This window comes from Rhodovulum sp. 12E13 (assembly GCF_003340565.1).
GTDB lineage: Bacteria > Pseudomonadota > Alphaproteobacteria > Rhodobacterales > Rhodobacteraceae > HLUCCA09.
Window position 1 is genome coordinate 36,306 of sequence record NZ_QPLK01000022.1, and the last position, 23,311, is coordinate 59,616.

At 69.6% G+C, this 23,311-nt stretch carries 18 protein-coding genes and 1 pseudogene; 9 read left to right on the forward strand and 10 right to left on the reverse strand.

Annotation, left to right across the window (positions count from 1 at the left end):
• Positions 1-9 precede the first annotated feature (9 nt).
• The 5 genes from DLJ49_RS16625 to DLJ49_RS16645 form a co-directional block, all read right to left on the reverse strand.
• The gene (locus DLJ49_RS16625) at positions 10-894 is read right to left on the reverse strand and encodes a Brp/Blh family beta-carotene 15,15'-dioxygenase (protein WP_115394674.1); all 885 of its coding nucleotides are present in this window, start codon (positions 892-894) and stop codon (positions 10-12) included.
• Complete coding sequence (locus DLJ49_RS16630) at positions 891-1,994, reverse strand: lycopene cyclase family protein (protein WP_115394675.1); 1,104 nt, start codon at positions 1,992-1,994, stop codon at positions 891-893. The genes DLJ49_RS16625 and DLJ49_RS16630 overlap by 4 nt, the downstream gene beginning before the upstream one ends.
• Positions 1,987-2,850 carry a phytoene/squalene synthase family protein gene (locus DLJ49_RS16635; RefSeq protein WP_115394676.1) on the reverse strand — a complete coding sequence of 288 codons (864 nt, stop codon included), beginning with the start codon at positions 2,848-2,850 and terminating at the stop codon, positions 1,987-1,989. Before DLJ49_RS16635 ends, DLJ49_RS16630 begins: the two co-directional genes overlap by 8 nt.
• Entirely contained in the window at positions 2,847-4,367 is a 1,521-nt protein-coding gene (gene crtI / locus DLJ49_RS16640; protein ID WP_233489158.1) for a phytoene desaturase family protein, read from the reverse strand. The genes DLJ49_RS16635 and crtI overlap by 4 nt, the downstream gene beginning before the upstream one ends.
• 83 nt (positions 4,368-4,450) lie before the next feature.
• A complete protein-coding gene (locus DLJ49_RS16645) occupies positions 4,451-5,299 on the reverse strand; it encodes a bacteriorhodopsin (protein WP_158547494.1) in 849 nt (282 codons plus the stop codon).
• A gap of 224 nt (positions 5,300-5,523) precedes the next feature.
• Between DLJ49_RS16645 and DLJ49_RS16650 the strand changes: the two genes are divergently transcribed.
• Complete coding sequence (locus DLJ49_RS16650) at positions 5,524-6,789, forward strand: PAS domain-containing protein (protein ID WP_115394679.1); 1,266 nt, start codon at positions 5,524-5,526, stop codon at positions 6,787-6,789.
• Between the two features lie 67 nt (positions 6,790-6,856).
• Positions 6,857-7,231: a response regulator gene (locus DLJ49_RS16655; RefSeq protein ID WP_158547495.1), complete on the forward strand. Its 375-nt coding sequence runs from the start codon at positions 6,857-6,859 to the stop codon at positions 7,229-7,231.
• Here the strand turns inward: DLJ49_RS16655 and DLJ49_RS16660 are convergent.
• The 3 genes and pseudogenes from DLJ49_RS16660 to DLJ49_RS16670 all read right to left on the reverse strand — a co-directional run bounded on the left by DLJ49_RS16660 (position 7,228) and on the right by DLJ49_RS16670 (position 13,507).
• Positions 7,228-9,132 (reverse strand): PAS domain-containing protein, encoded by a 1,905-nt coding sequence (locus DLJ49_RS16660; RefSeq protein WP_115394681.1) that lies wholly within the window; start codon positions 9,130-9,132, stop codon positions 7,228-7,230. The two genes, DLJ49_RS16655 and DLJ49_RS16660, sit on opposite strands and share 4 nt — an antisense overlap.
• Before the next feature lie 552 nt (positions 9,133-9,684).
• Positions 9,685-12,123, reverse strand: a pseudogene (locus DLJ49_RS16665) (FAD-dependent oxidoreductase).
• A 4-nt stretch (positions 12,124-12,127) separates the two neighbouring features.
• Complete coding sequence (locus tag DLJ49_RS16670) at positions 12,128-13,507, reverse strand: aminotransferase family protein (RefSeq protein WP_115394682.1); 1,380 nt, start codon at positions 13,505-13,507, stop codon at positions 12,128-12,130.
• A gap of 260 nt (positions 13,508-13,767) precedes the next feature.
• On the opposite strand from DLJ49_RS16670, the gene DLJ49_RS16675 reads away from it, so the two are divergent.
• The 5 genes from DLJ49_RS16675 to DLJ49_RS16695 all read left to right on the forward strand — a co-directional run bounded on the left by DLJ49_RS16675 (position 13,768) and on the right by DLJ49_RS16695 (position 19,773).
• On the forward strand, positions 13,768-14,769 hold the full coding sequence (locus DLJ49_RS16675; RefSeq protein WP_115394683.1) for a taurine ABC transporter substrate-binding protein: 1,002 nt from the start codon (positions 13,768-13,770) through the stop codon (positions 14,767-14,769).
• A 78-nt stretch (positions 14,770-14,847) separates the two neighbouring features.
• The gene (locus DLJ49_RS16680; RefSeq protein ID WP_115394684.1) at positions 14,848-15,654 is read left to right on the forward strand and encodes a taurine ABC transporter ATP-binding protein; all 807 of its coding nucleotides are present in this window, start codon (positions 14,848-14,850) and stop codon (positions 15,652-15,654) included.
• Positions 15,651-16,913 (forward strand): ABC transporter permease, encoded by a 1,263-nt coding sequence (locus tag DLJ49_RS16685; RefSeq protein WP_115394685.1) that lies wholly within the window; start codon positions 15,651-15,653, stop codon positions 16,911-16,913. The genes DLJ49_RS16680 and DLJ49_RS16685 overlap by 4 nt, the downstream gene beginning before the upstream one ends.
• Before the next feature lie 31 nt (positions 16,914-16,944).
• The gene (gene hisD, locus DLJ49_RS16690) at positions 16,945-18,228 is read left to right on the forward strand and encodes a histidinol dehydrogenase (RefSeq protein WP_115394686.1); all 1,284 of its coding nucleotides are present in this window, start codon (positions 16,945-16,947) and stop codon (positions 18,226-18,228) included.
• A gap of 60 nt (positions 18,229-18,288) precedes the next feature.
• Positions 18,289-19,773, forward strand: coding sequence for a MocR-like pyridoxine biosynthesis transcription factor PdxR (locus DLJ49_RS16695; protein WP_115394687.1), 1,485 nt, complete (start codon positions 18,289-18,291; stop codon positions 19,771-19,773).
• 16 nt (positions 19,774-19,789) lie between these two features.
• Here the strand turns inward: DLJ49_RS16695 and DLJ49_RS16700 are convergent, their stop codons facing one another.
• On the reverse strand, positions 19,790-20,554 hold the full coding sequence (locus tag DLJ49_RS16700) for an IclR family transcriptional regulator (RefSeq protein WP_115394688.1): 765 nt from the start codon (positions 20,552-20,554) through the stop codon (positions 19,790-19,792).
• Positions 20,555-20,648: 94 nt separating this feature from the next.
• Here DLJ49_RS16700 and xsc point away from each other — a divergent pair, with 94 nt between their 5' ends.
• Positions 20,649-22,427 carry a sulfoacetaldehyde acetyltransferase gene (xsc, locus tag DLJ49_RS16705; protein ID WP_115394689.1) on the forward strand — a complete coding sequence of 593 codons (1,779 nt, stop codon included), beginning with the start codon at positions 20,649-20,651 and terminating at the stop codon, positions 22,425-22,427.
• Positions 22,428-22,700: 273 nt separating this feature from the next.
• Here the strand turns inward: xsc and DLJ49_RS22175 are convergent, their stop codons facing one another.
• Positions 22,701-23,018 (reverse strand): hypothetical protein, encoded by a 318-nt coding sequence (locus DLJ49_RS22175; RefSeq protein WP_199533401.1) that lies wholly within the window; start codon positions 23,016-23,018, stop codon positions 22,701-22,703.
• A 56-nt stretch (positions 23,019-23,074) separates the two neighbouring features.
• On the opposite strand from DLJ49_RS22175, the gene DLJ49_RS16715 reads away from it, so the two are divergent.
• A partial coding sequence (locus DLJ49_RS16715; RefSeq protein ID WP_199533402.1) for a nicotinate-nucleotide--dimethylbenzimidazole phosphoribosyltransferase occupies positions 23,075-23,311 on the forward strand: 237 nt, incomplete at its 3' end.

Here is a 23,311-nt window from a genome sequence, read left to right on the forward strand (position 1 = left end):
GGCTTCGTATCATTCGGCTTCTGCCGGTATCCTCGGACCGGTCTTCCGGAACCGTTCCACGAGAAGCATGTGGGGCACGGTCAGGGCCGCGAGGCCGATGAAGAGCGTTTGCAGGATCGCGGCGTCAGCGGCGGCGCCGTCCGCGTCGAACAGCGCGACGTACGCCGCAGCGGCACCCGTCAGCGTGACTGCCGTCATCGTGCCGGCTTTTTGCAAGGCCCCAGGGCGATCTGGGAGTGCGGCAAGGGTCTGCATGAAGTGCCGGACCGAGTGGAGAAGGCAGAAATACGCGACGAAATAGAGCAGCGGCGGCAGCAGGGCGGCGCCGATCCAGATCCCGACGTGTTCGGTCACGGTGGAAAGCCGCCGTCGATCCGCCGTCGCGAGGCAGGAAAGAACGAGGATGCCCCCCGAGACGCCGCAGGCCGCGAGCGCCTGCGCGATGGCATCCGCGGCATCTGGCGCGAGAAGCGCGAAGATTGCGGTCACCTCGTCCGTATGCGTCAGCGCTGGCGCCCCGATGGCCGACACGCCGCCGGCGGCCTGTGCAAGGTGGCCGTCGCCCTCCCAGTCGCCGGCGAAGTGCAGTGCGGAATAGGCGAGGAACGCCACGAGGGCCGGGCCGGGCGCGAGCCACCACAGCAGGGCGACGCCTGCGGCAAGGCCGAGATAGGCCGCGAAGAACCTTGCCCGATCGGCGCGGGTCGAGAGCGGCCAGAGCGCCTCGGCCATGGGCAGGTCGAGCGCGCCGTGCGGCAGGCCGAGAACCGCCACGGCGGGCGCGAGAATGAGTGCCTGCCCCAAGAGCCCCGGCGCCAGCGCGCGGTCGAGCGCCGCGACGAGCGCGAGCCCGGCGAGGAAGATCCCGGTCTGCGCGGCCCGGGCGCGCGTCATTCCGGCCGCGCGGCGGCGCGCAGGAACGGCAGCGGCGGCAGCGCCGCCATCACCGACAGCCGGTCGGCCGCCCGCGTCGAGCCCGAGAGGAACCGCTCCAGCCGCTCCGGCGGCGCGTTCCGGAACAGGCTCTCGAACAGCGCGGGCCCGCGCTCGGGCGCCGTGGCGAGCACCTGCAGGAACACCCGGTCCATGAACCGGGTCATCGGGCGCTCGGCCGGCAGGCGCGGCGCCTCGCCGGCGACCAGGGCGGTGGCGAGCGCGTCGGCCTGGGCCTGGATGCGCTGGAAAGCGTAGCCGGTGGAGGGCCGCGCGGCCCCGCCCCCGAGGCCGATCCGCGTCGTGCCGGCCACGGGCGTCTCGGCATAGTCCACCTCCATCGGGAGGGCGCCGGCCTCCTCCCTCAGCACGTCGTGGGAGACGACGCCGAGCGCGGCGATCTCGTCGGCGAGCCATGCGGCGAATGTCTCTGCAGATGGCCGCGCCGGTGCGAAGGATGTCACCTCGACGAGCGCGCGATCCCGCGCGAAGGGCAGGATGTAGAGGAAATCGACGCCCGCACTGTAGCCGCGCCGGAAATGCATCAGCGGCACCGTGCGCGGGTCGAAGACCGGCTCGGCGGTGGCGATCTCGCGGCCGAGGAAGAACTGGCCATAGCGCGGCCGCCGCGCGGGAGGGCGGCCGTCGAGGACGTGGCGGGCGGTGAAGCTGCCATCGGACGTGTCGACGCGGAAAGCCCCGCTGGCTGGAACGACACCCTCGGCGGCGGTGCCGAGCGTGATCGAGCCACCGGGGGCATCGTGGATCAGATCCTGGGCGTGTCCGTAGAAGGCACCCGCCGACACGGTCTGGTACGGCGTGCGGCCGGAGCCCCGGCCGACGGTTCCCCCCGGCCCCTCGACCGTCCAGCCCGACCAGCTGGCGCGCACGCAGGGCTCGAACGGGTCGGGCGCGGTGCGCCAGAACGACCACGCGCGGTCGTCGGTGTAACGCGCGCGGGGTTCGACGACCCTGAACGAGACGCCGCTCCCCGCAAGGCGCGCGGCGACGCTGAGACCGGCGCAGCCGCCGCCGAGGATCGCCACGTCGACGTCAGGCACGGGCGTTTCCCCGCAGCGAACGACGTCGAGGCGCCGGCAGCGTCACGAGACCGGCAGCGGCGCCGAGGGCCAGCCGCGCCTTTCGGGGCGCTGGAACGCACGCGCGGCCGTCGAGCGGGTCGCAGCCCGCGGCGCGGATCTCCCCGCCGATCCCGCGGTAGAGCGCGGCCGAGACGGCGACGGCGAGGCGCAGGCGGGGCGGCAGCGCCGGCAGCCCGCCGCGACCCGAGGCGTAGAGCGCATCGGCCCGGTCGAGAAGGGTGCCGACGGCGGCCCGCACATCGGCACGCGCCGCCGGGGTCGGGGCGGCCAGCGCCCCGGGGCTCCGATCGCACAGGGTCGCGGGCAGATAGCGCCGGTCGGCCCGGGCGTCCTCGGCCACGTCGCGGCAGATATTGGTCAGCTGCATCGCGCGGCCGAGATCCGCGGCGCGGCCGTGCCATGCGCGCGGCACGTCGAACAGCACGGCGACCATGATCCCGACGGTGCCGGCGACGGCGTGGGCGTAGGCTTCGAGCGATGCCATGTCGTATATCCGGACCGCACCCAGATCGCCCCGCACGCCCGCCACGAGATCGGCGAAGGCGGCGCGTCCCTCGGGGCGACCCTCGAACAGGTCGCAGGCCGCGGCAGCGACGGCGTTTCCGCCGCGGGCCCGGCGGACGCCGCGCTCGATCGACACGAGGCGCGCGGCCGCGGCCGGGCCGCCGTCTTCGTCGGCCAGGTCGTCCACGGTGCGGCAGAGCGCGTAGAGCCGCGCCACCCGCGCGCGATCGCTGCGGGCGAGGACGCGGGATGCGGGCGCGAAGCTGCGGGCGTGCCGGTGCATGATCGCTTTCGCCTCGGTCGGGCTCATGCCGCCACGCCCACCGCCGGAACAAGGCTGTCGAGCACCTTCGCCGACGACACGACGCCGGGCAGACCGGCCCCGGGATGGGTGCCCGCGCCCACGAAATAGAGCCCCGCCACGCCCTCGCCCCGGTTGTGATAGCGGAACCAAGCCGATTGGGAGAAGAAGGGCGAGAGCGAGAACCCCGCCCCGTCGACGGAGAGGTAGTCGTCGCGGAAATCCTCCGGCGTCATCACGAACTCGGCCGTGATGGACTCCCGCAGGCCCGGCAGCATCGTCGCGTCGAGCGCGGCCACGATCCGGTTGCGCAGGCGCGGCCCCTCGACCGACCAGTCCTGCCCGCCGGCGAGATTGGGGACCGGGCAGAGGACATAGAAGCTGTCGCAGCCCGGCGGCGCGAAAGAGGGGTCGGTCGCCGTGGGCCGGTGGACGTAGAGCGAGAAGTCGTCCGCCAGGTGCCGGCGGTGGAAGATGTCGGACAGAAGCTCGCGATAGCGGTCGCCGAACCAGACCGTGTGATGCGCCACGTCCGGCCATTGCCGCCGGGCGCCGAAATAGAGCACGTAGAGCCCCATCGAGAGGCGCGCCGTCCGGCCTCGGAGCCGCGCGACTGGCGAGGGCGCCCCCTCGGGCAGCATCTCGCGGTAGACGCGCATCGGATCCATGTTGGAGACGACCACCTCGGCCGGCACATGCCGGCCGTCGTCGAGGTCCACACCGGTCGCGCGGCCCGACTCCACCGTGATCCGCTCGACGGTTGGGCCGAGCTCGACCGCGACGCCCTCCTCCTCGAGCAGACGGTGCATCGCGTCGACCAGCGCGCCCGTGCCGCCGATGGGAAACCAGACGCCGTCGCGCCGTTCGAGGTGGTTGATCATGCCGTAGATGGCGGTCGTGTCGAAGGGGTTGCCGCCCACCAGCAGCGGCTGGATCGAGAAGGCGCGGCGCAGCCGGTCATCCGAGACATGCCGGGCCACCATGCTCCAGACGCTTTCGTGCGCGCGCAGGCGGACGAGGTCGGGGATCTGCCGCGCCATGAAGCCGGGGGCGTGGAAGGGCGCCGCGGACAGGCCCGTGAAGCCGACATCGTAGATCTTCTTCGACCAGGCGCCGAGCCGGCGGTAGCCGGCGACATTGTCCGGCGCGAGGCGGGCGATCTCGGCCTCGGTGCGGTCCTCGGTCGTGCCGTAGTCGAAGGTCTCGCCGTCGTGGAACCGGAAGCGGTACCACGGGTCGGGCTGGACGAGGGTGACATAGTCTTCGAGCCGCTTGCCGAAGAGGGCGAAGAGCTCGGCGAAGAGATGCGGGGCGGTGATCACGGTGGGGCCGGCGTCGTGCCGGAACCCGTCGCGCTCGAAGACCTGCGCCCGGCCGCCGAGGCGGGGGCACCGATCGATCACGCGCACGGCGTAGCCGCGGGCGCGCAGGCGCAGCGCGGCGGCGATCCCGCCGAAGCCGCCGCCGGCGACGACGGCGCGCAACGCACGGTCAGGATCGTCGGAAGGACTGGTGTCACGCGGCAACGACAATCTCCTCGGGATTGGGGCGGACAGGGGGGCGGGACTGGGATGGCCGGCGCCCGTGGGCGGGCGCCGGCCGTGCGGGGTCACTCCGCCGCGGCGTGGCGACCGTAGCCGGTGCCGACGCGGCCGGCCTCTTCGGCGCGGCTCTGCCGGATCGCCACCTGCGCGAGCAGCACGCCGAACACTGTCTTCGAGGTCACGTCAGCGAACGTGTAGATCAGCTGACGCACAACCACCCAGTCGCCCGACTGATTGATCCCAGGGATGCCCGGCACCATGTACGCGAAGCCGTAAAGGAACCAAGTCACGACCAGCAGCGCCCAGGCGCCGTTCATGAGCCCGCGCGCCTCTTCCACGAGGCTCTCGCGGCCAGTCTGCACCGCCTCGTTGGCGACATAGAGCAGGTAGAAGAATACCAGCCAGCTCAGGCCGCCCCAGATCCAGAAGCCCGCGCCGGAGCCCTCGACGAAGCCGGCGACCTGCGGCTCGAAATACTGCCCGGCATAGCCCAGCAGGATCATCGCCGCACCCGCGGCCGTCAGCGTGATCCAGCGGCGACGGAATTCGCTGCCCGCGAACTGCAGCACGACGAGGAATTGCGTCAGCAGCATCGGTACGTCGATCAGCCAGTTGGCGTAGCGATACCCGTTGGCGAAGATTTCGCCCTCGACGCGGTTGTAGGTCATGCTCGCCGCGTCATAGGCGAAGGCGGCGTTCCACATCAGGTAGAGGAGGCCGAGCTCGATCGTGGCCGACACCATGACCACCGCGCTGATCGCGAAGGTGGTGCGGTACTTCGCGCTCGCCTCGTGCATCGTCATCGCGAAATAGACGAGCGAGGCGGCGAACACGGCGGCGGTGAAGCTGAAGGCGTGCCGGACGACCTCGTACTGCCAGTAGTCGAAAGTCAGAAAGTTCTCGTAATTCGGCATCGGGCGTCTCCCTTCGATTTCCCGCGGAGGAAGGCGCCCGGACGCCATGCGTTCCATCGAAAAAAATCTTCGTGAGCACACTGCCCGCGTCAGGACGGGGCCGAGACCGAGACTGTCATACCGCCTGCCGCAAGAGGCGCCTGCATCTCGCGCGGCTGACTGCCTGACGATCGCATCAAGGTCGATGCCCGTTTCGCCCGCCTCTTCGGCGTTCCCCCGAGGACATGGAGGACGGTCTGCCGGTCGCGCGGTTCCTGGCCGGCATCCACGAGGCCGATCGCGACCGTGTCGCCGCGGCCATCTCTCGGGCTCTCGAGACCGGCGAGTCGTATCACGAGGAATACCGCGTCCGTGACGCGTCGGGGGAAAACCGCTGGGTGACTGCGCGCGGGCGCTGCTTTCACAGCCTCGACGGCAAGCCCGTGCGTTTTCCGGGGGTCGTGGCGGACATCACAGAGCAGATCGAAGCGCGCACGCGCATGGCCGCCTCCGAGGGCGCGCTGCGGCAGAGCGAGGAGCGGCGCAGCCGCGCGATGAGCGCGGGGCGGGTCGGAACCTTCGAGTTCTACCCGGAGGAAAACCGCGTCGTGTGGGATCCGCTGACTGTCGAGATCTTCGGGTTCGACAAGGCGGAGAATATCTCGCTCGCCGATGTCCGCGCCGTGATCGAGCCCGAAGACCGGGCCGCGTGGGAGGCCGACCTGCAGGCCGCGCTCGACCCCGCGGGGCCGGGTATTCACCGGGTCGAGCTGCGGATCACCCGCAGGCAGGATGGAGAGATGCGCTGGGTCGAGGGACGGGGGCAGACGACGTTCGAAGGCGGACGCGCGACGGCCATGCTCGGCACGCTGCGCGACATCACCGAGCGCCGGCGATACGAGGAGCAGCTGCGGCCGTTGAACCGGGAACTCCGGCACCGGGTCAAGAACCTCTTCGGCGTGATCCAGGGGTTGATCCTGACCAGCGCGAAGGGGGCCGCCGACCTTGCCGAGTTCGTGCCCGCTTTGCGCGCGCGGATCGACGCCCTCGCAGCGGCTCATCTGGTCGGCGTGGCAGACGAGCAGCTCGCCCCGGTGTCGCTGCGTGACATTCTCGACGCCGTGATGAAGCCCTACCGCGGCGAGAACTCGAGCATGACGGCCGACGGGCCCGACCTCGCGCTTCCTCCCCGCCTCGTGACGCCGCTCGGCCTCGTCCTGCACGAACTGGCCACGAATGCGGTGAAACATGGCGCCTGGTCGGTACCGCACGGGCGCATCGCCGTTGAATGGTCGGTGTCGAATGCCGGGAAAGCGCCCGGGCTCGAGCTTGCATGGCAGGAGACGCTGCCGGAGGCGCGCGCCCCATGCGATGCCGGAGGATCAGGGTTCGGGGGGCGTGTGATCGATGCGTCGCTGACCCAGGTGCGCGGGCGGATCCGGCGGGACTGGCGCGCGGATGGACTCGTGGTGCGGTTGTCCATGCCTCTTGCGCAACAGGAGGCGGCCTGACGGGCGGGAGAGGAACCAACGCCACGGTTCCGCGCTATGTCAGCCCTGTGGTTTTGGAGTGAAGGTCATGACCGAGGCGGACGCCCGCGTGCTGAACGGACAGACAATCCTGCTCGTCGAGGACGAGGCGCTGATCGCGATGGAGATCGAGATGATCCTCGAAGCCTTCGGTGCGCGCGTCCACGGCCCTGTCCCCGATCTGGCCGAAGCGGTGGTCGCGGTGGAGACCGAGCGCTTCGACGCCGCCGTTCTCGATATCGACCTGGGGAGCGAGGACGTGTTTCCGGTCGCGCGTATCCTGCAGCGGCGGGACGTGCCCTTTCTCTTCCATACCGGCCATGGCCTGCCGCGCGAGCTCGAGCAAGATTTTCCCCAGGTGCCGGTCTGCAAGAAGCCGATGCCGGCCGACAGGTTGGCTCGACATCTCGCCGCGCTGGTTTAGGATTCCGACCCCGACCGAGTTGTTGCCCGCGCGGCCGACGAGCTGTCGAGGACGGCACCGGCAGGGCAGGAGAGCCGCCAGGACAGGCCCGCGGGCGCGTAATCGAGAGTGACCTCCCCGCGGGTAGCCGTCTTCACCATGCGGGTCGTCACTTTTGAGCCGAAGCCCTGTTCCGCGGGCTCCGCGATGGCCGGTCCGCCCCGTTCCTGCCAGTTCAGCGTGAAGCGGGGCTCGTGGCCGACCTCGGCCTCGACGCGCCAAAGCACCGAGATGCAGCCGTCCGCATTCGACAGGGCGCCGTACTTGGCGGCGTTGGTGGCAAGTTCGTGCAGGGCCATCCCGAGGGTTTGCGTGGCGTCCGGCATCACCGTCACGGGCGGGCCGTCCATCTCGATGCGCGTGCCGAAAAGATCTGAGAAGTGCGCCAGTTGGGCTGCCACCAGATCGGCCAGCGGAACAGTCGTCCAGTCGTTGTGCACGAGCAGGTCCTGGGCGGCGCCCAGCGCCATCAGACGGTCGCCGAAGCGCGTGGTAAAGTCGGCCGCCCCCGACGCCGCGGTCTGCCGGGCGATCGACTGGATCAGGCCGAGCATGTTCTTGGAGCGGTGGTTGAGTTCCTGCAGGAGCATCTCGGAGCGCTCCTCCTGCCGCTTCCGCTCGGAGATGTCATCGAACAGGATCGCCACACGGCCCGTCTCCGGGGCGTCGATGGGGAAGGCGTAGACATCGAACCAGCGTCCGAGCGTCTCGGACTTCTCCTCGAACCGGCGCGGCGCTCCCGTCCGCGCGACGCTCCCGTAGATCTCGTACCAGTGCTCCTCGAGGTCGGGGGCGGCCTCGCGCAGCCAGCGGCCGAGGATCGCCTCGGGAAAGCCCGTGCACGCATAGAAGGCCGGGTTCGCCTCGACCACCCGGTAGTCGATCAGCCCGTCGGGGGCGTCGAGGCAGACCTCGACGATGCAGAAGCCTTCGTCGATCGCGTCGAACAGCGCCCGGTAGCGGCCCTCGCTGGCGCGCGAGCGTGCCTCGGCCGCCTCCCGCCGCGTGGTCTCCTGCACCACGGCGGCGAGCCCAGCGATGCGCCCGCCGACCCGCACGGAAAAGAAATCCTCCTCCCAGTGCCGGATCCGGCCCGGCTCCGCCGGGGTCTCGCCGCTGATCTGAACGCCTCGCCAAGGCTTGCCGGTCTCGAGCACCCGGCGCCACTCCTCGTAGAGCGCTTCGTAATCGGCAAGGTCGGGCAGGATCTCGTCGGGGCGCCGGCCGAGATGCGCTTCGACCGGCAGGCCGTTGATCGCCGCAAGCGCCGGATTGATGTGGACGAAGCGGAAATCGGCATCCCAGATCCCGAGCCCGACCTCTGCGCCTTCGAACAGCGACTCCAGCATGGCCGCCTTCGCGGACAGACCGGCAGCTGAACCAGGTTCGGTCGACGCAACGGGCTGGCCGCAGCGGCCGTGCGGCTGCGCCGCACCGTCGTCTGGCCGCGTGCCCCCCAGCGTGTCGGCCAGGATGACGCCGCCGTCGAGCATGTCGGTGACGTCGACATTGAGGCCGCGGATCCGGCGGACGTTGCCCGCCGGGTCGCGCTCGATCGCGCCGCGGTCGAGGATCACGCGCACCGCCCCGTCCGGGCGGACGATCCGGAAGCTGTGACTGTAGTCGGCGGCGTCGGCCCCGAGAAAGGCCGACGTTTCGGCCTCGACGCGCACACGGTCGTCGGGATGGATCAGGCCGGTGAAATCCCGCTCGCTCTGCGGAGCCGCCTCGAGACCATAAAGGTGGACAAGTTCGGGCGACCAGGCCAACCGGTCTTCCGACGGGCACCATTCATAGGTACCCGCCTGCCATTCAAGTGCGACCTTTGCAGCCCCCTCAAGGGCTGCCCTGTCCGTGGGCATGACGACCCCCGTCCAGCATTTCCGGCTGACGGCCAGTTTGAATCATCGAACCGACGATGCCAAGGGCTCGCGCCCCTGCAGGCGGTCGGATCAGCAAGGTGTCGGTCGGGAGAGCCGCGGGGCTGCGGCCCTTCCGTGGAAGCCAAGAAGGGCGCTAAGAGCGCCTTTTGCCGAAGCGGGAGCGGTCCGCAGGCGCGAACCACGTGCCCACCTGCCTTTCGATGGCTCTCCCCACCCGGAACACCGTTGCGTCATCGAAGGTACGCCCGACGATTTGGATGACGGTGATCCCTGTCAGTCCCGGTCCAAGCCTTGGAAAGCGCTCCCGGCACGGGGTCCCTATAGGCGCCGGTAGAGATCTCGCGATTGCCTCGAAAATGCTGCGTCTTCAAATGCTTGCGGCCAAGTAAGGTGGGTTGCCAGTTCAGAGCCGATCCTCACGAAACCGGCCTGAGGACCACTGTCGTGGCAAGATTGCCGCCTCAGGGCAAGCAATATCAATCGCTTAGACGACTAACTGATGAGCTTCGGCTTGCCGTCCTTCGCCTTTCTTCAGGCGCGCATCCGCGCGTGGGTCGGATCGTAGAGCGGCCGCAGGCTCGGCCGGGCGGGGATACGTGCGCCGCCGATCTCGATCTCGTAGCGCGCGGCGAGCAGCTCGGGCGCCGTCTCGCCGGCGCAGGGGACGTAGCCGAGCGCGATGGCACCGCCGAGGGCATGGCCATAATTGCCCGATGTGACGATCGACACGATCCGCCCGTCGCGCACGATCGCCTCGTTGTGAAAGACCATCGCGGCGGGGTCCTCCAGCCGGAACTGGAGCAGGCGGCGGGAGAGGCCGGCCTGCTTGCGCCGCAGCACGGCGTCACGGCCGAGGAAATCGCCCTTGTCCGTCTTCACCGCGAAGCCGAGGCCGGCCTCGAGTACGTGATCCTCGTCGGTGACGTCGTGGCCGAAATGGCGAAAGCCTTTCTCGATCCGGCAGGAATCGAGCGCGTGCATCCCGCAGAGCGTCAGGTCGTCGCCGCCGGCCTCGGTCAGCGCCTCGTAGACATGGGCCGCCTGATCGGCGCTGACGTAGAGTTCCCAGCCGAGTTCGCCCACGTAGCTGACGCGATGTGCTCGGGCGAGGCCCATGCCCACCTCGATCTCGCGTGCCGTGCCGAAGGGGTGGGCGGCATTCGAAAGGTCGGCGGGGCTGACGCGGGCCAGCACCTCGCGCGCCCGCGGCCCCATCACGGCCAGCACCGCCTCGGCGGCGGTGACATCGGTGATCACGGCGAAGGCGTCGCCCACATGGCGGCGCAGCCACGCCATGTCGCGCACCACGCAGGCGGCGGGGACGACGAGCAGGAAGGCCGTCTCGGACAGGCGCGTCACGGTCAGGTCGCTCTCGATCCCGCCCCGCGCGTTCAGCATCTGGGTATAGACGATCCGGCCCGGCGCAACGTCCACGTCGTTGCCGCAGACCCGCTGCAGGAAGGCGCAGGCGTCGTGCCCCTCGACCCGGATCTTGCCAAAGGATGACAGGTCGAACAGGCCCGCCCCCTCGCGCACGGCCCTATGCTCGGCCCGCTGGTTGGCGAACCAGTTCTGCCCGGCCCAGTCGTAGCGGTATTCCCGCTCCTGCCCCGGCGCGGCGAACCAGTTGGCCCGCTCCCACCCGGCAGCCACGCCGAACACCGCGCCGCGCTCCCTCAGATGCGCGTGCAGAGGCGAGCGACGCACGCCGCGCGCGGTCTCGGGCTGCCGGTGGGGGTAGTGATCGGCGTAGAGCAGGCCGAGCGTTTCGCTGACGCGCTCGCGCAGGTAGCGTCGATTGCGCTGGAAGGGCTGGGCGCGGCGGATGTCGACATCCCACAGATCGAAGGGCGGGTGGCCCGCGTCGATCCACTGGGCGAGCGCCATGCCCGCGCCCCCCGACGAGACGATGCCGATGGAATTGTAGCCGGCCGCAACCCAGTAGCCGGGCAACTCCGGCGCCTCGCCGAGGTAATACATGTCGTCGGGGGTGAAGCTTTCGGGGCCGTTGAAGAAGGTGTGGATGCCGGCGGTCTGGAACATCGGCATCCGGTGCATCGCCGTCTCGAGAATCGGCTCGAAATGGGCGAAATCCTCGGGCAGCGCGTCGAACTCGAAATCCTGCGGTATCCCGTCCGTCCCCCAGGGCTTGGCGCGGGGCTCGAAGGCCCCGAGCAGCATCTTGCCGGCGTCTTCCTTTTAATAGGCGCACTCGTCGGGCACGCGCAGGGTGGGCAGGGCGCCAAGGCCGTCGATCGGCTCGGTCAGGAGGTAGAAATGCTCGCAGGCGTGAAGCGGCAGCGTCACGCCCGAGCGCGCGGCGAGGTCGCGCCCCCACATGCCACCGCAATTGATCACGACGTCGGTGGCGATGCGGCCCGTCTCGCCGTTCGCCTGCCAGTCCACCCCAGTCACCCGCCGCCCGTCATGGGCGACGTCGGTCATGGTTACCCCCTCCAGAACGGTCACGCCGGCCATCCGCGCACCCTTGGCCAGCGCCATGGCGATGTTGGCCGGGTCGCCCTGCCCGTCGCCCGGCAGATGCACGCCGCCGATCACGTCGCCGACCTCGAGGTGCGGATAGAGCGCCTTCACCTCGCCCGGCGTCACCAGCTCAGCCTCGACGCCGAAGGTATGGGCGAGGGTCGCCTGCCGGCGCAGCTCCTCCCACCTGTGCTCGGTCAGCGCCACCGAGATCGAGCCCGACAGGCGCAGGCCGGTGGCGACGCCCGTTTCGTCCTCCAGCCGCGCGTAGAGCTCGGCGGAGTATTTGGCGAGCCGCGTGAGGTTCCGGCTGGGGCGAAGCTGCCCGATCAGCCCGGCGGCGTGCCACGTGGTGCCGCAGGTCAGCCGCCGCCGTTCCAGCAGCACCACGTCGGACCAGCCGAGCCTGGCCAGGTGGTAGGCGACCGAGCAGCCAGACACGCCACCGCCGATGACGACGGCGCGGGCGTGGGCGGGGGGCGTCATCGCCTCAGCCGAAGACGCGGGTCAGCGCGCCGTCCACCGCCTCGGTGATCCGGTCGATGTCATCGTCCGTGGCAATGAGGGAGGGCGAGAAGGTGAGCGTGTTGTTGTAGCCCGGCAGCGAACGGTTGGTCGCCCCGATGATGACACCCTGCGCCATGCAGTGGGCCACCACCGCCTGCACCTGCTTCTCCGACGCGGGCTCCTTCGTGGCGCGGTCGGCCACCAGTTCCGCCCCGCAGAACAGGCCCTTGCCGCGCACGTCGCCCACGACGCGGTGCTTTTCCTTAAGCGCGGCCAGGTTCGCCATCAGCCGCGCGCCCATCGCCGTGCAGTTCGCCAGCAGTCCCTCTTCCTCGATGATCGCCATGTTCTCGATGGCGGCCGCCGGCCCGGCTGTGCAGCCCCCGAAGGTGGAGATGTCGCGGAAGTAGTCGAGCGGGTCCTCGGGGGCGTCCTTGAAAAGGCTGAACACTTCCTCGGTCGTCACGAGGCAGGCGATGGCGGCGTAGCCCGAGGCGACGCCCTTGGCCATGGTCACGAAATCGGGCTTCACCCCGTAATGCTGGTAGCCGAACCACTCCCCGGTGCGGCCCACCCCGCACACCACCTCGTCGATATGCAGAAGCACGTCGTATTTCCGGCAGATCTCCTGCACCCGCTCCCAGTAGCCCTCGGGCGGGACGATCACGCCGCCCCCGGCGGTGATAGGCTCGAGGCAGAGCGCGCCTACCGTGTCGGGTCCCTCGCGCAGGATCACCTCCTCGATGGCGTCCGCGGCGCGCTCGCCGTAGTTCGCCACGTCCCATTGCGCGCGGTATTCGAGGCAATGCGGCACGGGCACGAAGCCGGGCGTGTAGGGGCCGTATTGCGCGTTGCGCTCGGGCTGGCCGCCGGCCGAGAGGGCGGTGATCGTCGTGCCGTGGTAGTCGCGCTCGCGGTAGAGGATCTTGTGCTTGCGCCCGCCATGCCGCTTGTGGGCGATCTGGCGGATCATCTTGAAGGCCTTCTCGTTCGCCTCCGACCCCGAATTGGTGTAGTAGACGCGGGACAGGCCCGGCATCTTCTCCACGAGCATCGCGGCAAAGCGCGCGCCGGGGATCGAGCCGGCGGAGTTCGCAAAATAGTTCATCTGGATCAGCTGGTCGCGCACGGCGTTGGCGATGCGCTCGCGCCCGTAGCCCACGTTCACCGTCCAGACGCCGCCCGAGACGGCGTCGAGATGTTCCTTGCCGGTGGCGTCCCATACGCGCATGCCCCGGCCCTCGACCATGATGCGGGGTGCGGCGGTCTCGAAGGGCGCGTGCTGGATCAGGTGGTGCCACAGATGCGCCCGGTCGGCCTCGATCACTTCGGTCAGGTCGTTCGGGCTGAAGGCCGTGTTCATCGCTCACTCCGCAGGATGCGGCCCGCCCCGCTGGCCGGCCGATCCGCAAACTGCTCAAAGCCGAGGCGACTGAATAGCGCCAGATCCCGGCCATTGATCAGGCCAGTGACGCCGCAAGGCGGGTCGGCGCGCGGATTCTCCCTGGACTTACGGGATTTGTGGAATCTGGACCTATGTGGCGTGAAAACTCGCTCGCTATAGTCTTCCTGTCCAAAAGGACCGGCCCGAGCGGCCGGCCGAAAAAGAACAGGGAGACTTCGATGACGCTGAAAGCCCGCATTCTGGGGACGGTCGCCGGCGCCGCCGCCCTCGCCGCAAGCACCGTCCAGGCGCAGGACGGCATCACCGTCGCCTATTTCCTCGAATGGCCGATGCCGTTCCAGTACGCCAAGGCCGAGGGCATGTACGAAGAGGCGATGGGCATCCCGATCAACTGGGTGTCGTTCGACACCGGCACGGCGATGTCGGCGGCGATGGCCTCGGGCGACGTGCAGATGGCCGTCAGCCAGGGCGTGCCACCCTTCGTGGTCGCCACCTCCGCGGGGCAGGACCTGAAGATCCTCGACGTGGCCGTCAGCTACTCCGACAACGACAACTGCGTGGTGCGGACCGAGCTGGAAATCGACAAGACCAACGCGGGCGACCTCGAGGGCAAGCGCGTTGGCGTGCCGATCGGCACCGCGGCGCATTACGGCTTCCTGGCGCAGATGAACCATTTCGGCGTCGACATCTCGACGATGGAGATCGTCGACATGGCGCCGCCCGATGGTGCGGCCGCCTTCGCGCAGGGCAGCCTCGACATGGTGTGCGGCTGGGGGGGCGCCCTGCGCCGGATGAAAGAGCACGGCAACGTCCTGCTGACGGGCGCCGAGAAGGAAGAGCTGGGCATCCTTGTCTTCGACGTCACCAGCGCGCCGGCCGATTTCGTCGCCGAGAATCCCGATCTCGTCTCGCAGTTCCTCGCCGTGACGGCGCAGGCCAACGAGATGTGGAACTCGGGCGAGCACACCGACGAGATGCTGCCGGTGATCGCGCAGGACGCCGGCATGGACCTCGACGCGACCGAGGCCACCATCGAGACCTTCGTGTTCCCCGGGGTCTCCGAGCAGCTGTCCGAGAAGTGGCTCGGCGGCGGCGCCGGCAGCTTCATGGACGGGGTGGCGCAGGTCTTCCTCGACGCCGGCTCGATCGACGGCAAGCTCGACAGCTACGCCGAGACGGTCAACATCGAGCCGCTGCAGGCGGTCGCCGACGGCATGTGAGCCCGGCCTGCGCGGCCGAAACCTGACGGGGCGGTCCGGCTTTCCGGGCCGCCCCTGACCATGACAGCGGGAGGCATCGTGTCCGGGCTCGAGATCAAACACCTGTCGATGCGCTTCGACCTGCCCAACGGGTCCTGGGTGCAGGCGCTCCACGACGTGTCGCTGTCGATCGCCGAGGGCGAGATCATCTCGGTTCTGGGTCCCTCGGGCTGCGGCAAGACCACCCTTCTCAACATCGTCGCGGGCTTTCTCGCCCCCACCTCCGGCTCGGTCGAGATCAACGGCCACACAGTGAGGGGGCCGGCCGCCGAGCGGGGGATGGTGTTCCAGAAGGGCGCGCTGTTCGAGTGGATGAACGTGCGCGAGAACGTCGATTTCGGCCCCCGGATGAAGGGGATGCCCCGGGCCGAGCGCGACAGGATCTCCGATCACCTGCTCGAGATCGTCGGGCTGCGCGACTTCAAGGACAAGGCGGTCTATGAGCTGTCCGGCGGAATGCAGCAGCGCGTGGCCCTTGCCCGCTGCCTTGCTAACGACCCCGACGTGATCCTGATGGACGAGCCTCTGGGCGCGCTGGACGCTCTGACGCGCGAGAAGATGCAGGGGCTGGTTCTCAAGCTTTGGAAGGAGACTGGCAAGACGGTGATCCTGATCACCCATTCGGTCGAGGAGGCGCTGCTTCTCGGCGAGCGGCTGATCGTCATGGCGCCGCGCCCCGGCCGCATCCACGAGATCTATAATCTGCCCTTCGCGGATGCCGGCGTGGGCGCCGACCTGCGCGAGGTCAAGAAAGACCCCGCCTTCGGCGAAAAGCGCGAGGAGATCCTGGGCATGATCTGGGAAATGGAGGAAGAGATCATGGGCCGCGCGGAGGCGGCGGAATGACCCTGCTTCTGTTCTACGCCGCGCTGTTCGCGCTGTCCTTCGCCGTTGTCTACGCGGCCCGGCGCCTCGCCACCCAGCGGCAGGATTTCACCAGCCTCAAGACCGTGACCTTCGGCGACGAGAGCGCGGTGCGCCCCGACCGCGCCGCCTCGATCATCTCGGTGATCGCGATCTTCCTGATCTGGGGCGCCTTCACCGGTTCGCGGCTGGTGCCGGTCCACGTGCCGGGGCCGTTCCAGGGCCTGACCGAGTTCACCTACACCGCCGAGAACGAAGCAGGCGAGCAGGACACCGCCATCGTGCGCGTCCTCGTCCACGAGGTGGGGCGCGACCCCGACCCGCCCGAGATCGAGCCCGGCGACGGTTTCGCGCGGAACGACACCGCGGTGGTCGGCATGTGGCGCAGCGAGTTGATCCGTGCCCAGGCCAACGACGGCGGCGAGGACGAGGAGGTGCGCATCGTCGCCGTCGCCGGGCAGCCCATCGAGCCCGATCGGACGGTCGAGGTGCCCAACGGCACGGTGACGATGAGCGGGCGCGGCTCGCTAAACTTCGCCCCCGCGACGGGCATGCAGATGGAGCCGATCTGGCTGCCTGCGCCCGAGACGGTGGTGGCGCGCTTCTTCGAGATCGCCTCGAACGGCTATCAGAACTTCACTCTGTGGCAGCATCTGGGATGGTCGCTGCTGCGCGTGGTGGTGGGCTTCCTTCTGGGCGCGGCGGTCGGCATTCCGCTCGGCTACGCGATGGGCCTGTCGGGGTGGTTCCGCGGCTGGTTCGACCCGATCGTGGAGTTCATGCGCCCGGTCCCGCCGCTCGCGCTGATCCCGCTGGTGATCATCTGGTTCGGCATCTGGGAGACGGGCAAGATCGTGCTGCTGTTCCTCGCCGCGCTGTGGATCATGATCATCTCGGCGCGGGCGGGGGTATCGGGCGTCAACATCACCAAGATCCACGCGGCCTACTCGCTCGGCGCCTCGAAATGGCAGATCATGCGCCACGTGATCGTGCCCAACTCGCTTCCCGAGATCTTTACCGGCGCGCGGGTGGCGATGGGGGTCTGCTGGGGCACGGTCGTCGCGGCAGAGCTCGTGGCCGCGCAGAAGGGGGCGGGGATGATGATCATCGCCGCATCCAAGTTCCAGCTTACCGACATCGTGATATTGGGTATCGTCCTGATCGGTATCATCGGCTATTCCATCGATATCCTGATGCGCCGGGCCGAGGCGTGGCTGGTGCCCTGGAAGGGACGCGCCTGAGGCCGGCAGGAATGGGGAGCGGAGCCGGGCCATGTGCGCGATCTGGCTGAAGAAGGCCCGGCCGCCGAGCCGCGAGGCAGAGCAGGACCTGCGCGAGGGCGTCTCCCTGATGCTGTCGATTCTCGAGGCCGAGCGCGAGGACGCCGCCCTGCGCTACGCGCGTCAGTTCGACCGGTGGGAGGGCGACATCGTGGTGCCGGCGGAGGCGCTGGCCGAGGCGGGCGCGCGGGTTTCGGACGCGCTCAAGCGCGACATCGTCTTCGCCCACGACAACATCCGCCGCTTCGCCGAGGCGCAGTTGGCGACCATCGGCGAGACGGAGGTGGAGATCGTGCCGGGGCTGATCGCCGGGCAGCGGCAGATCCCGGTGGGCACGGCCGGCGCCTATGTGCCCGGGGGACGCTACGCCCATGTGGCGAGCGCGGTGATGACGATCACCACCGCCAAGGTGGCCGGGGTCTCGCACGTCACCGCCTGCTCGCCGCCCTCGACGCCCCAGGGCATCCCGCCCGAGATCCTCTACGCGATGCATGTCTGCGGTGCCGACACGGTGCTGAACCTCGGGGGCGTGCAGGCGATCGCGGCGATGGCCTTTGGCCTCTTCGACACGCCGCCTGCCGACATCCTCGTGGGCCCAGGCAATGCCTACGTGGCCGAGGCCAAGCGCGCCCTCTACGGCCGCTGCGGGATCGACATGGTGGCCGGCCCGACCGACGCGCTCGTCGTGGCCGACCGTGGCGCCGACCCCGAGATCGTCGCGGCCGACCTCGTCGGCCAGGCCGAGCACGGATTCAACTCGCCGGTCTGGCTGGTGACCGACCACCGCCCGCTGGCCGACACCGTCCTGCGCCTCGTGCCGGCGATGATCGACGCCCTGCCTGAGCCCAACCGCGCCAGCGCCGAGGCCGCCTGGCGCGACCATGGCGAGGTGGTGCTTTGCACAGATCGCGAGGACATGGCGCGCGTCTCCGATGGCTACGCGCCCGAGCATCTTCAGGTCCAGGCGGCCGATCTCGACTGGTGGCTGCGGCGCCTTTCCGTCTATGGCTCGCTCTTTCTGGGCGAGGAGACGACCGTGGCGATGGGCGACAAGGCCTCGGGTCCGAACCACGTGCTGCCGACCTCGGGCGCGGCGCGCTACACGGGCGGGCTTTCGGTGCACAAATTTCTCAAGACGGTGACGTGGCAGCGCGCCACCCGCGAGGGCATGCGTCCCGTGGCCGAGGCAACCGCCCGCATCTCGCGCCTCGAAGGGATGGAGGGGCACGCCCGCTCCGCCGAAATCCGGCTGCGCAAGTTCTTTGACGAGGCCTGACCGCCGGGGCGCGAGCGAGGCCACTGGAAATGCGGCCCGAGGCAGGGCAGGCTGCCGCCGATGGCCATTCCCGCCGAAAGCTTCTTCCTCGACCGCCAGGGCGATGGCACGCTGCAGCACCGGCTCAAGCGGCTGGTGGTGGAGGGGATCCTGTCGGGTCGCTTCCGCCCCGGCGAGCGGATGCCGTCGAGCCGCGCGCTCGCCTGCCATCTCGGCGTCAGCCGGATCACCGTGACGCTCGCCTACACCGACCTCGTGGCCGACGACTATCTCGTGGCGCAGGGCCGGTCGGGCTATTTCGTCTCCGACGGGGCGCCGGTCGCGCCCGACTTCGATCTGCCGCGCGAGGCGGCCGGCAGCGCGGTTGACTGGGGACGCCTGATCGGCCCGCGCGCCCACCGCCCCACCCGGATCGACCGGCCCGCGGACTGGCAGAGCTATCCCTACCCGTTCCTCTACGGTCAGACTGATCCCAAGCTGTTCGACCACCAGAACTGGCGGCTCTGCGCGCTGCAGGCGGTCAGCCAGCGCGAGTTCGACGCGCTGACCGCCGACCATTACGAGCGTGACGACCCCAAGCTGGTGGAATACATCGCCCGACAGATCCTGCCCCGCCGCGGCATACGCGCGGGGCCCGAGAACGTGCTGGTGACGCTGGGCGCGCAGAACGCGCTGTGGTTCTGCGCGCAACTCCTGCTCACCCAGCGGCGAACGGCGGCGATCGAGAACCCGGGCTATCCGGGCCTGCGCGACATCCTGCGCCAGACCCGCTGCCACATGCGCGCCGTGGAGGTCGACGGCCACGGCCTGCCGCCCGAGGCGCTGGGCGAGGGGATCGACGTCGTCTTCGTCACCCCCAGCCACCACTGCCCGACGAACGTGACCATGCCGCTGGAGCGCCGCCGCGCGCTGCTGGCTCGCGCCGCCGCTCAGGGCTTCGTGATCGTGGAGGACGACTACGAGTTCGAGCTGTCGTTTCATCGCTCCACCTCGCCCGCGCTGAAGTCGCTCGATGCGGCGGGTTGCGTGATCTACGTGGGGTCGTTCTCCAAGTCGCTGTTTCCGGGGCTGCGCTTGGGCTACGTCGTGGCGCCGGCGGCCTTCGTCCAGGAGGCACGAGCGCTACGTGCCACCGTGCTGCGCCACCCGCCGGGGTTAATCCAGCGCACGGCGGCCCATTTCCTGTCGCTCGGCCACTACGACGCGCAGATCAACAGGATGCGCAAGACCTACCACCGGCGCCGCCAGACCATGGCGCAGGCGCTGGAGGAGGCGGGCCTCGCCGGGGCGGCGTCGGGCACCGATGGCGGCTCGTGCTTCTGGCTGCGGGCGCCCGACGGCATCGACACCGCCGACCTCGCCCGGCGGCTGCGGCGCCAGGGCGTGGTGATCGAGCCGGGCCACCCGTTCTTCGACCCCGAGGCGCCCGACCTGCGGCACTTCCGCCTGGCCTATTCCTCCATTCCATCGGCCCGCATCCGCCGGGGCGTGCAGCTAATCGCCGAGGAGCTTGCCGACGCTTCCGGGCGAAGCCCCGTTGCCTGAGGGGGCAGGCCGAGTGTCAGGCGACCAGCGCCGCCAGCTCCGCGGCCGCTGCGTGCAGGGTCTCGAGGTGCGCCATCGCGGCCGGCTCGTCCACGCGCTGCGTCGGCGCGTGGAATGACAGCGTCGCCATCAGCCGCCCCCTCGCGTCGGTCACAGGCACCGCGAGCGCGATCATGCCGTCCATGAACTCTTGCCGGTCCACCGCATGGCCCTGCGCGCGCACCGTCTCCAGCTCGGTCGCGAGTGCCTGCGGCGCGGTCAGCGTCGCGGCGGTGTTGGGCGACAGGGAAAGGGCGGAAAGGGCGCGCGACCGCTCGGCTGGGGGAAGCGAGGCGAGGAACAACTTGCCGCCGGCCGTGCAGTGCAGCGGCACACGGCTCCCGATGGGCAGCTGGATACGCAGAGGCCACTCCGTCTCGATCCGTTCGAGATAGACCATTGCGTCGCCATCGGGCACGGCGAGATTGCACGTCTCTCCGACCGAGTGCGCCACCCGCTGCAGGATCGCCTGCCGTGCCGTCCGCAGCCCGGCCGAGACCAGCACGCCGCCCGCAAGCGCCCGCAGCCGCGGCCCCGGCGCATAGCCGCGCCCGCCCATGTCGCGCTCGACAAAGCCCTCCTGCTCGAGCGTGGCGAACAGGCGGTGGATCGTGGGCTTGGGCAGACCCAGCGCGAGGTTCACCTCGGTTGGCGTCACCGGCCCACCGGCGCGCGCGACCTCTTCCACCACGAATAGCAGCCGCAACGTCGTCGGGATCGTCTCGCGCTTGTCGCCGTCCATCGCGCCCTCGAAAATGAGACTTGCCGTCTCAATAGCGCAGCGCCTACAGAGAGGAAAGTGCCGGCGCGGGCCGGGGAGGAGACAGGAGCGACCCATGAAGATGACGACCGAAGAAGCCTTCGTGAAGACGCTGCAGCGCCACGGCATCCGCCATGCCTTCGGCATCATCGGCTCGGCCATGATGCCGATCTCGGACCTGTTCCCAAAGGCCGGCATCACCTTCTGGGATTGCGGGCACGAGGGCAGCGCGGGGATGATGGCCGACGGCTATACGCGCGCGACCGGCGAGATGAGCATGATGATCGCGCAGAACGGCCCGGGCATCACCAATTTCGTGACCGCGGTGAAGACGGCCTACTGGAACCACACGCCGCTGCTGCTGGTGACACCGCAGGCGGCCAACAAGACGATCGGGCAGGGCGGCTTTCAGGAAGTCGAGCAGATGAAGCTGTTCGAGGACATGGTCGCCTATCAGGAAGAAGTGCGCGACCCCGCCCGCGTGGCCGAAGTCCTGGCGCGCGTCATCTCCAAGGCGAAGCGGCTCTCGGCGCCGGCGCAGATCAACCTGCCGCGCGATTACTGGACACAGGTGATCGACATCGAGATTCCCGAGCCCGTGACGTTCGAGCATTCGCCCGGAGGCGAGCACTCGGTGGCCGAGGCCGCGCGCCTGCTGTCAGAGGCGAGTAATCCCGTTATCCTGAACGGCGCGGGCGTGGTGCTGTCGAGGGGCGGGATCGAGGCGAGCCGCGCGCTGGCCGAGCGGCTCGATGCGCCGGTCTGCGTGGGCTACCAGCACAACGACGCGTTTCCTGGCTCGCACCCCCTGTTCGCCGGCCCGCTCGGCTACAACGGTTCGAAGGCGGCGATGGAGCTGATCCGCGACGCCGACGTGGTCCTCTGCCTCGGCACCCGCCTCAATCCGTTCTCGACGCTGCCGGGCTACGGCATGGAATACTGGCCGGCAGAGGCGAAGGTGGTCCAGATCGACATCAACCCGGACCGGATCGGCCTGACCAAGAGGGTGGCGGTGGGCATCGTGGGCGACGCGGCGAAGGTGGCCCGCGGCATCCTCGGGCAGCTTTCGGCCTCCGCGGGCGATGCGGGCCGGCAGGAGCGGAAGGCCCGGATCGCGGAGACCAAGAGCCGCTGGGCGCAGCAACTCTCCTCGATGGACCATGAGGAGGACGACCCCGGCACCACCTGGAACGAACGCGCCCGCGCGGCCAAACCCGACTGGATGAGCCCGCGCATGGCGTGGCGCGCGATTCAGTCGGCGCTTCCGCGCGAGGCGATCATCTCGTCGGACATCGGCAACAACTGCGCCATCGGCAACGCCTATCCGAGTTTCGAGGCGGGGCGGAAATACCTCGCTCCGGGCCTGTTCGGCCCCTGCGGCTACGGCCTGCCAGCCATCGTCGGCGCCAAGATCGGCTGCCCCGACGTGCCTGTGGTGGGCTTTGCGGGCGACGGCGCCTTCGGTATCGCCGTGACCGAACTCACCGCAATCGGCCGCCCCGAATGGCCCGCAATCACCCAGATCGTCTTCCGCAACTACCAATGGGGCGCCGAAAAGCGGAACTCGACGCTCTGGTTCCACGACAACTTCGTGGGCACCGAACTCGACGAGGGCGTCTCCTACGCCGGCATCGCCAAGGCCTGTGGCCTGCAGGGCGTCGTCGCCCGCACGATGGAAGAGCTGACCGACGCTCTGCACACGGCGATCCGCGACCAGATGGAGCACGGCAGGACAACGCTGATCGAGGCGATGATCAACCAGGAACTGGGTGAGCCCTTCCGCCGCGACGCGATGAAGACGCCAGTGCCCGTCGCCGGAATCGATCCCGCGGACATGGTCGAGCAGGTGGTCTGACCGGGCCGCGCGCGGTGCGCACCGACGCGCGCCGCCGCGCCCTATCGCTTTCCGCGATGGTAGGGCTGCATCAGCGCCTGCGGCACCCGCGCGCGCCGCGCCACCAGGGCGAGGATCGACTGCAGATAGGGGCGCCATCAGGAAGAGTTGGTAGGGAACCCCTTCTACGACGATCTGCGGCCGCAGCCGGGAGGCGTCGAGGAACGCGAAGAGCAGCGCGCCCAGGAGCGCCCGCGACGGCCGCCACATGGCGATCACGACGACGAGGGCTCCTCAGGTCCAGCGGCGTCCCTGCGCCATCGTGGGGAAGAACGAATTTAACGCGGCCAGCGTAAGGCAGGCGCCGGTCATCCGGATCACGAGGCCGAGCAACGTGCCGTAGAGTGTCCAGGCCAGCGCCGCCACCAGCGCGACGGCAAGGTTAGTGGGCGCGTCTTGGTGAACAGCACCGGCCCCAGAAACGGGATCTCGGACAGTCACCGGCAGCGGCCGGAAGAGCTCGACCATCGGCGGCCAGGTGGCGGTCGGCACCGCGAGGCGAAAGACATTGTAGGCGAAGGAAGATGCGAACAGCGACCTGACGGTCGCCATCGCCTGCGACGAGGTGTGGCTCGCGGTCGCCGGATACCCGCCGAAGGTGAAACCGAATGAGCACCTCCCCGCCTGACGAACCGCAGACCGGCCTGCCCGGGATCGCCGCGCTCGAGGAGGTGGCGGCCCTCGCCCCGCGGCTGCCCGCCTTCGACGCCGCCGCCGGCGCCGCCGCCCGCGCCCGGCAGGCGGAGCTGACCAAGCCGCCCGGCGCGCTCGGCCGGCTGGAGGACCTGGCGGCCTTCGTCGCCGGCTGGCGGGGCGATCCGCGGCCCCGGATCGCGCGGGCGCAG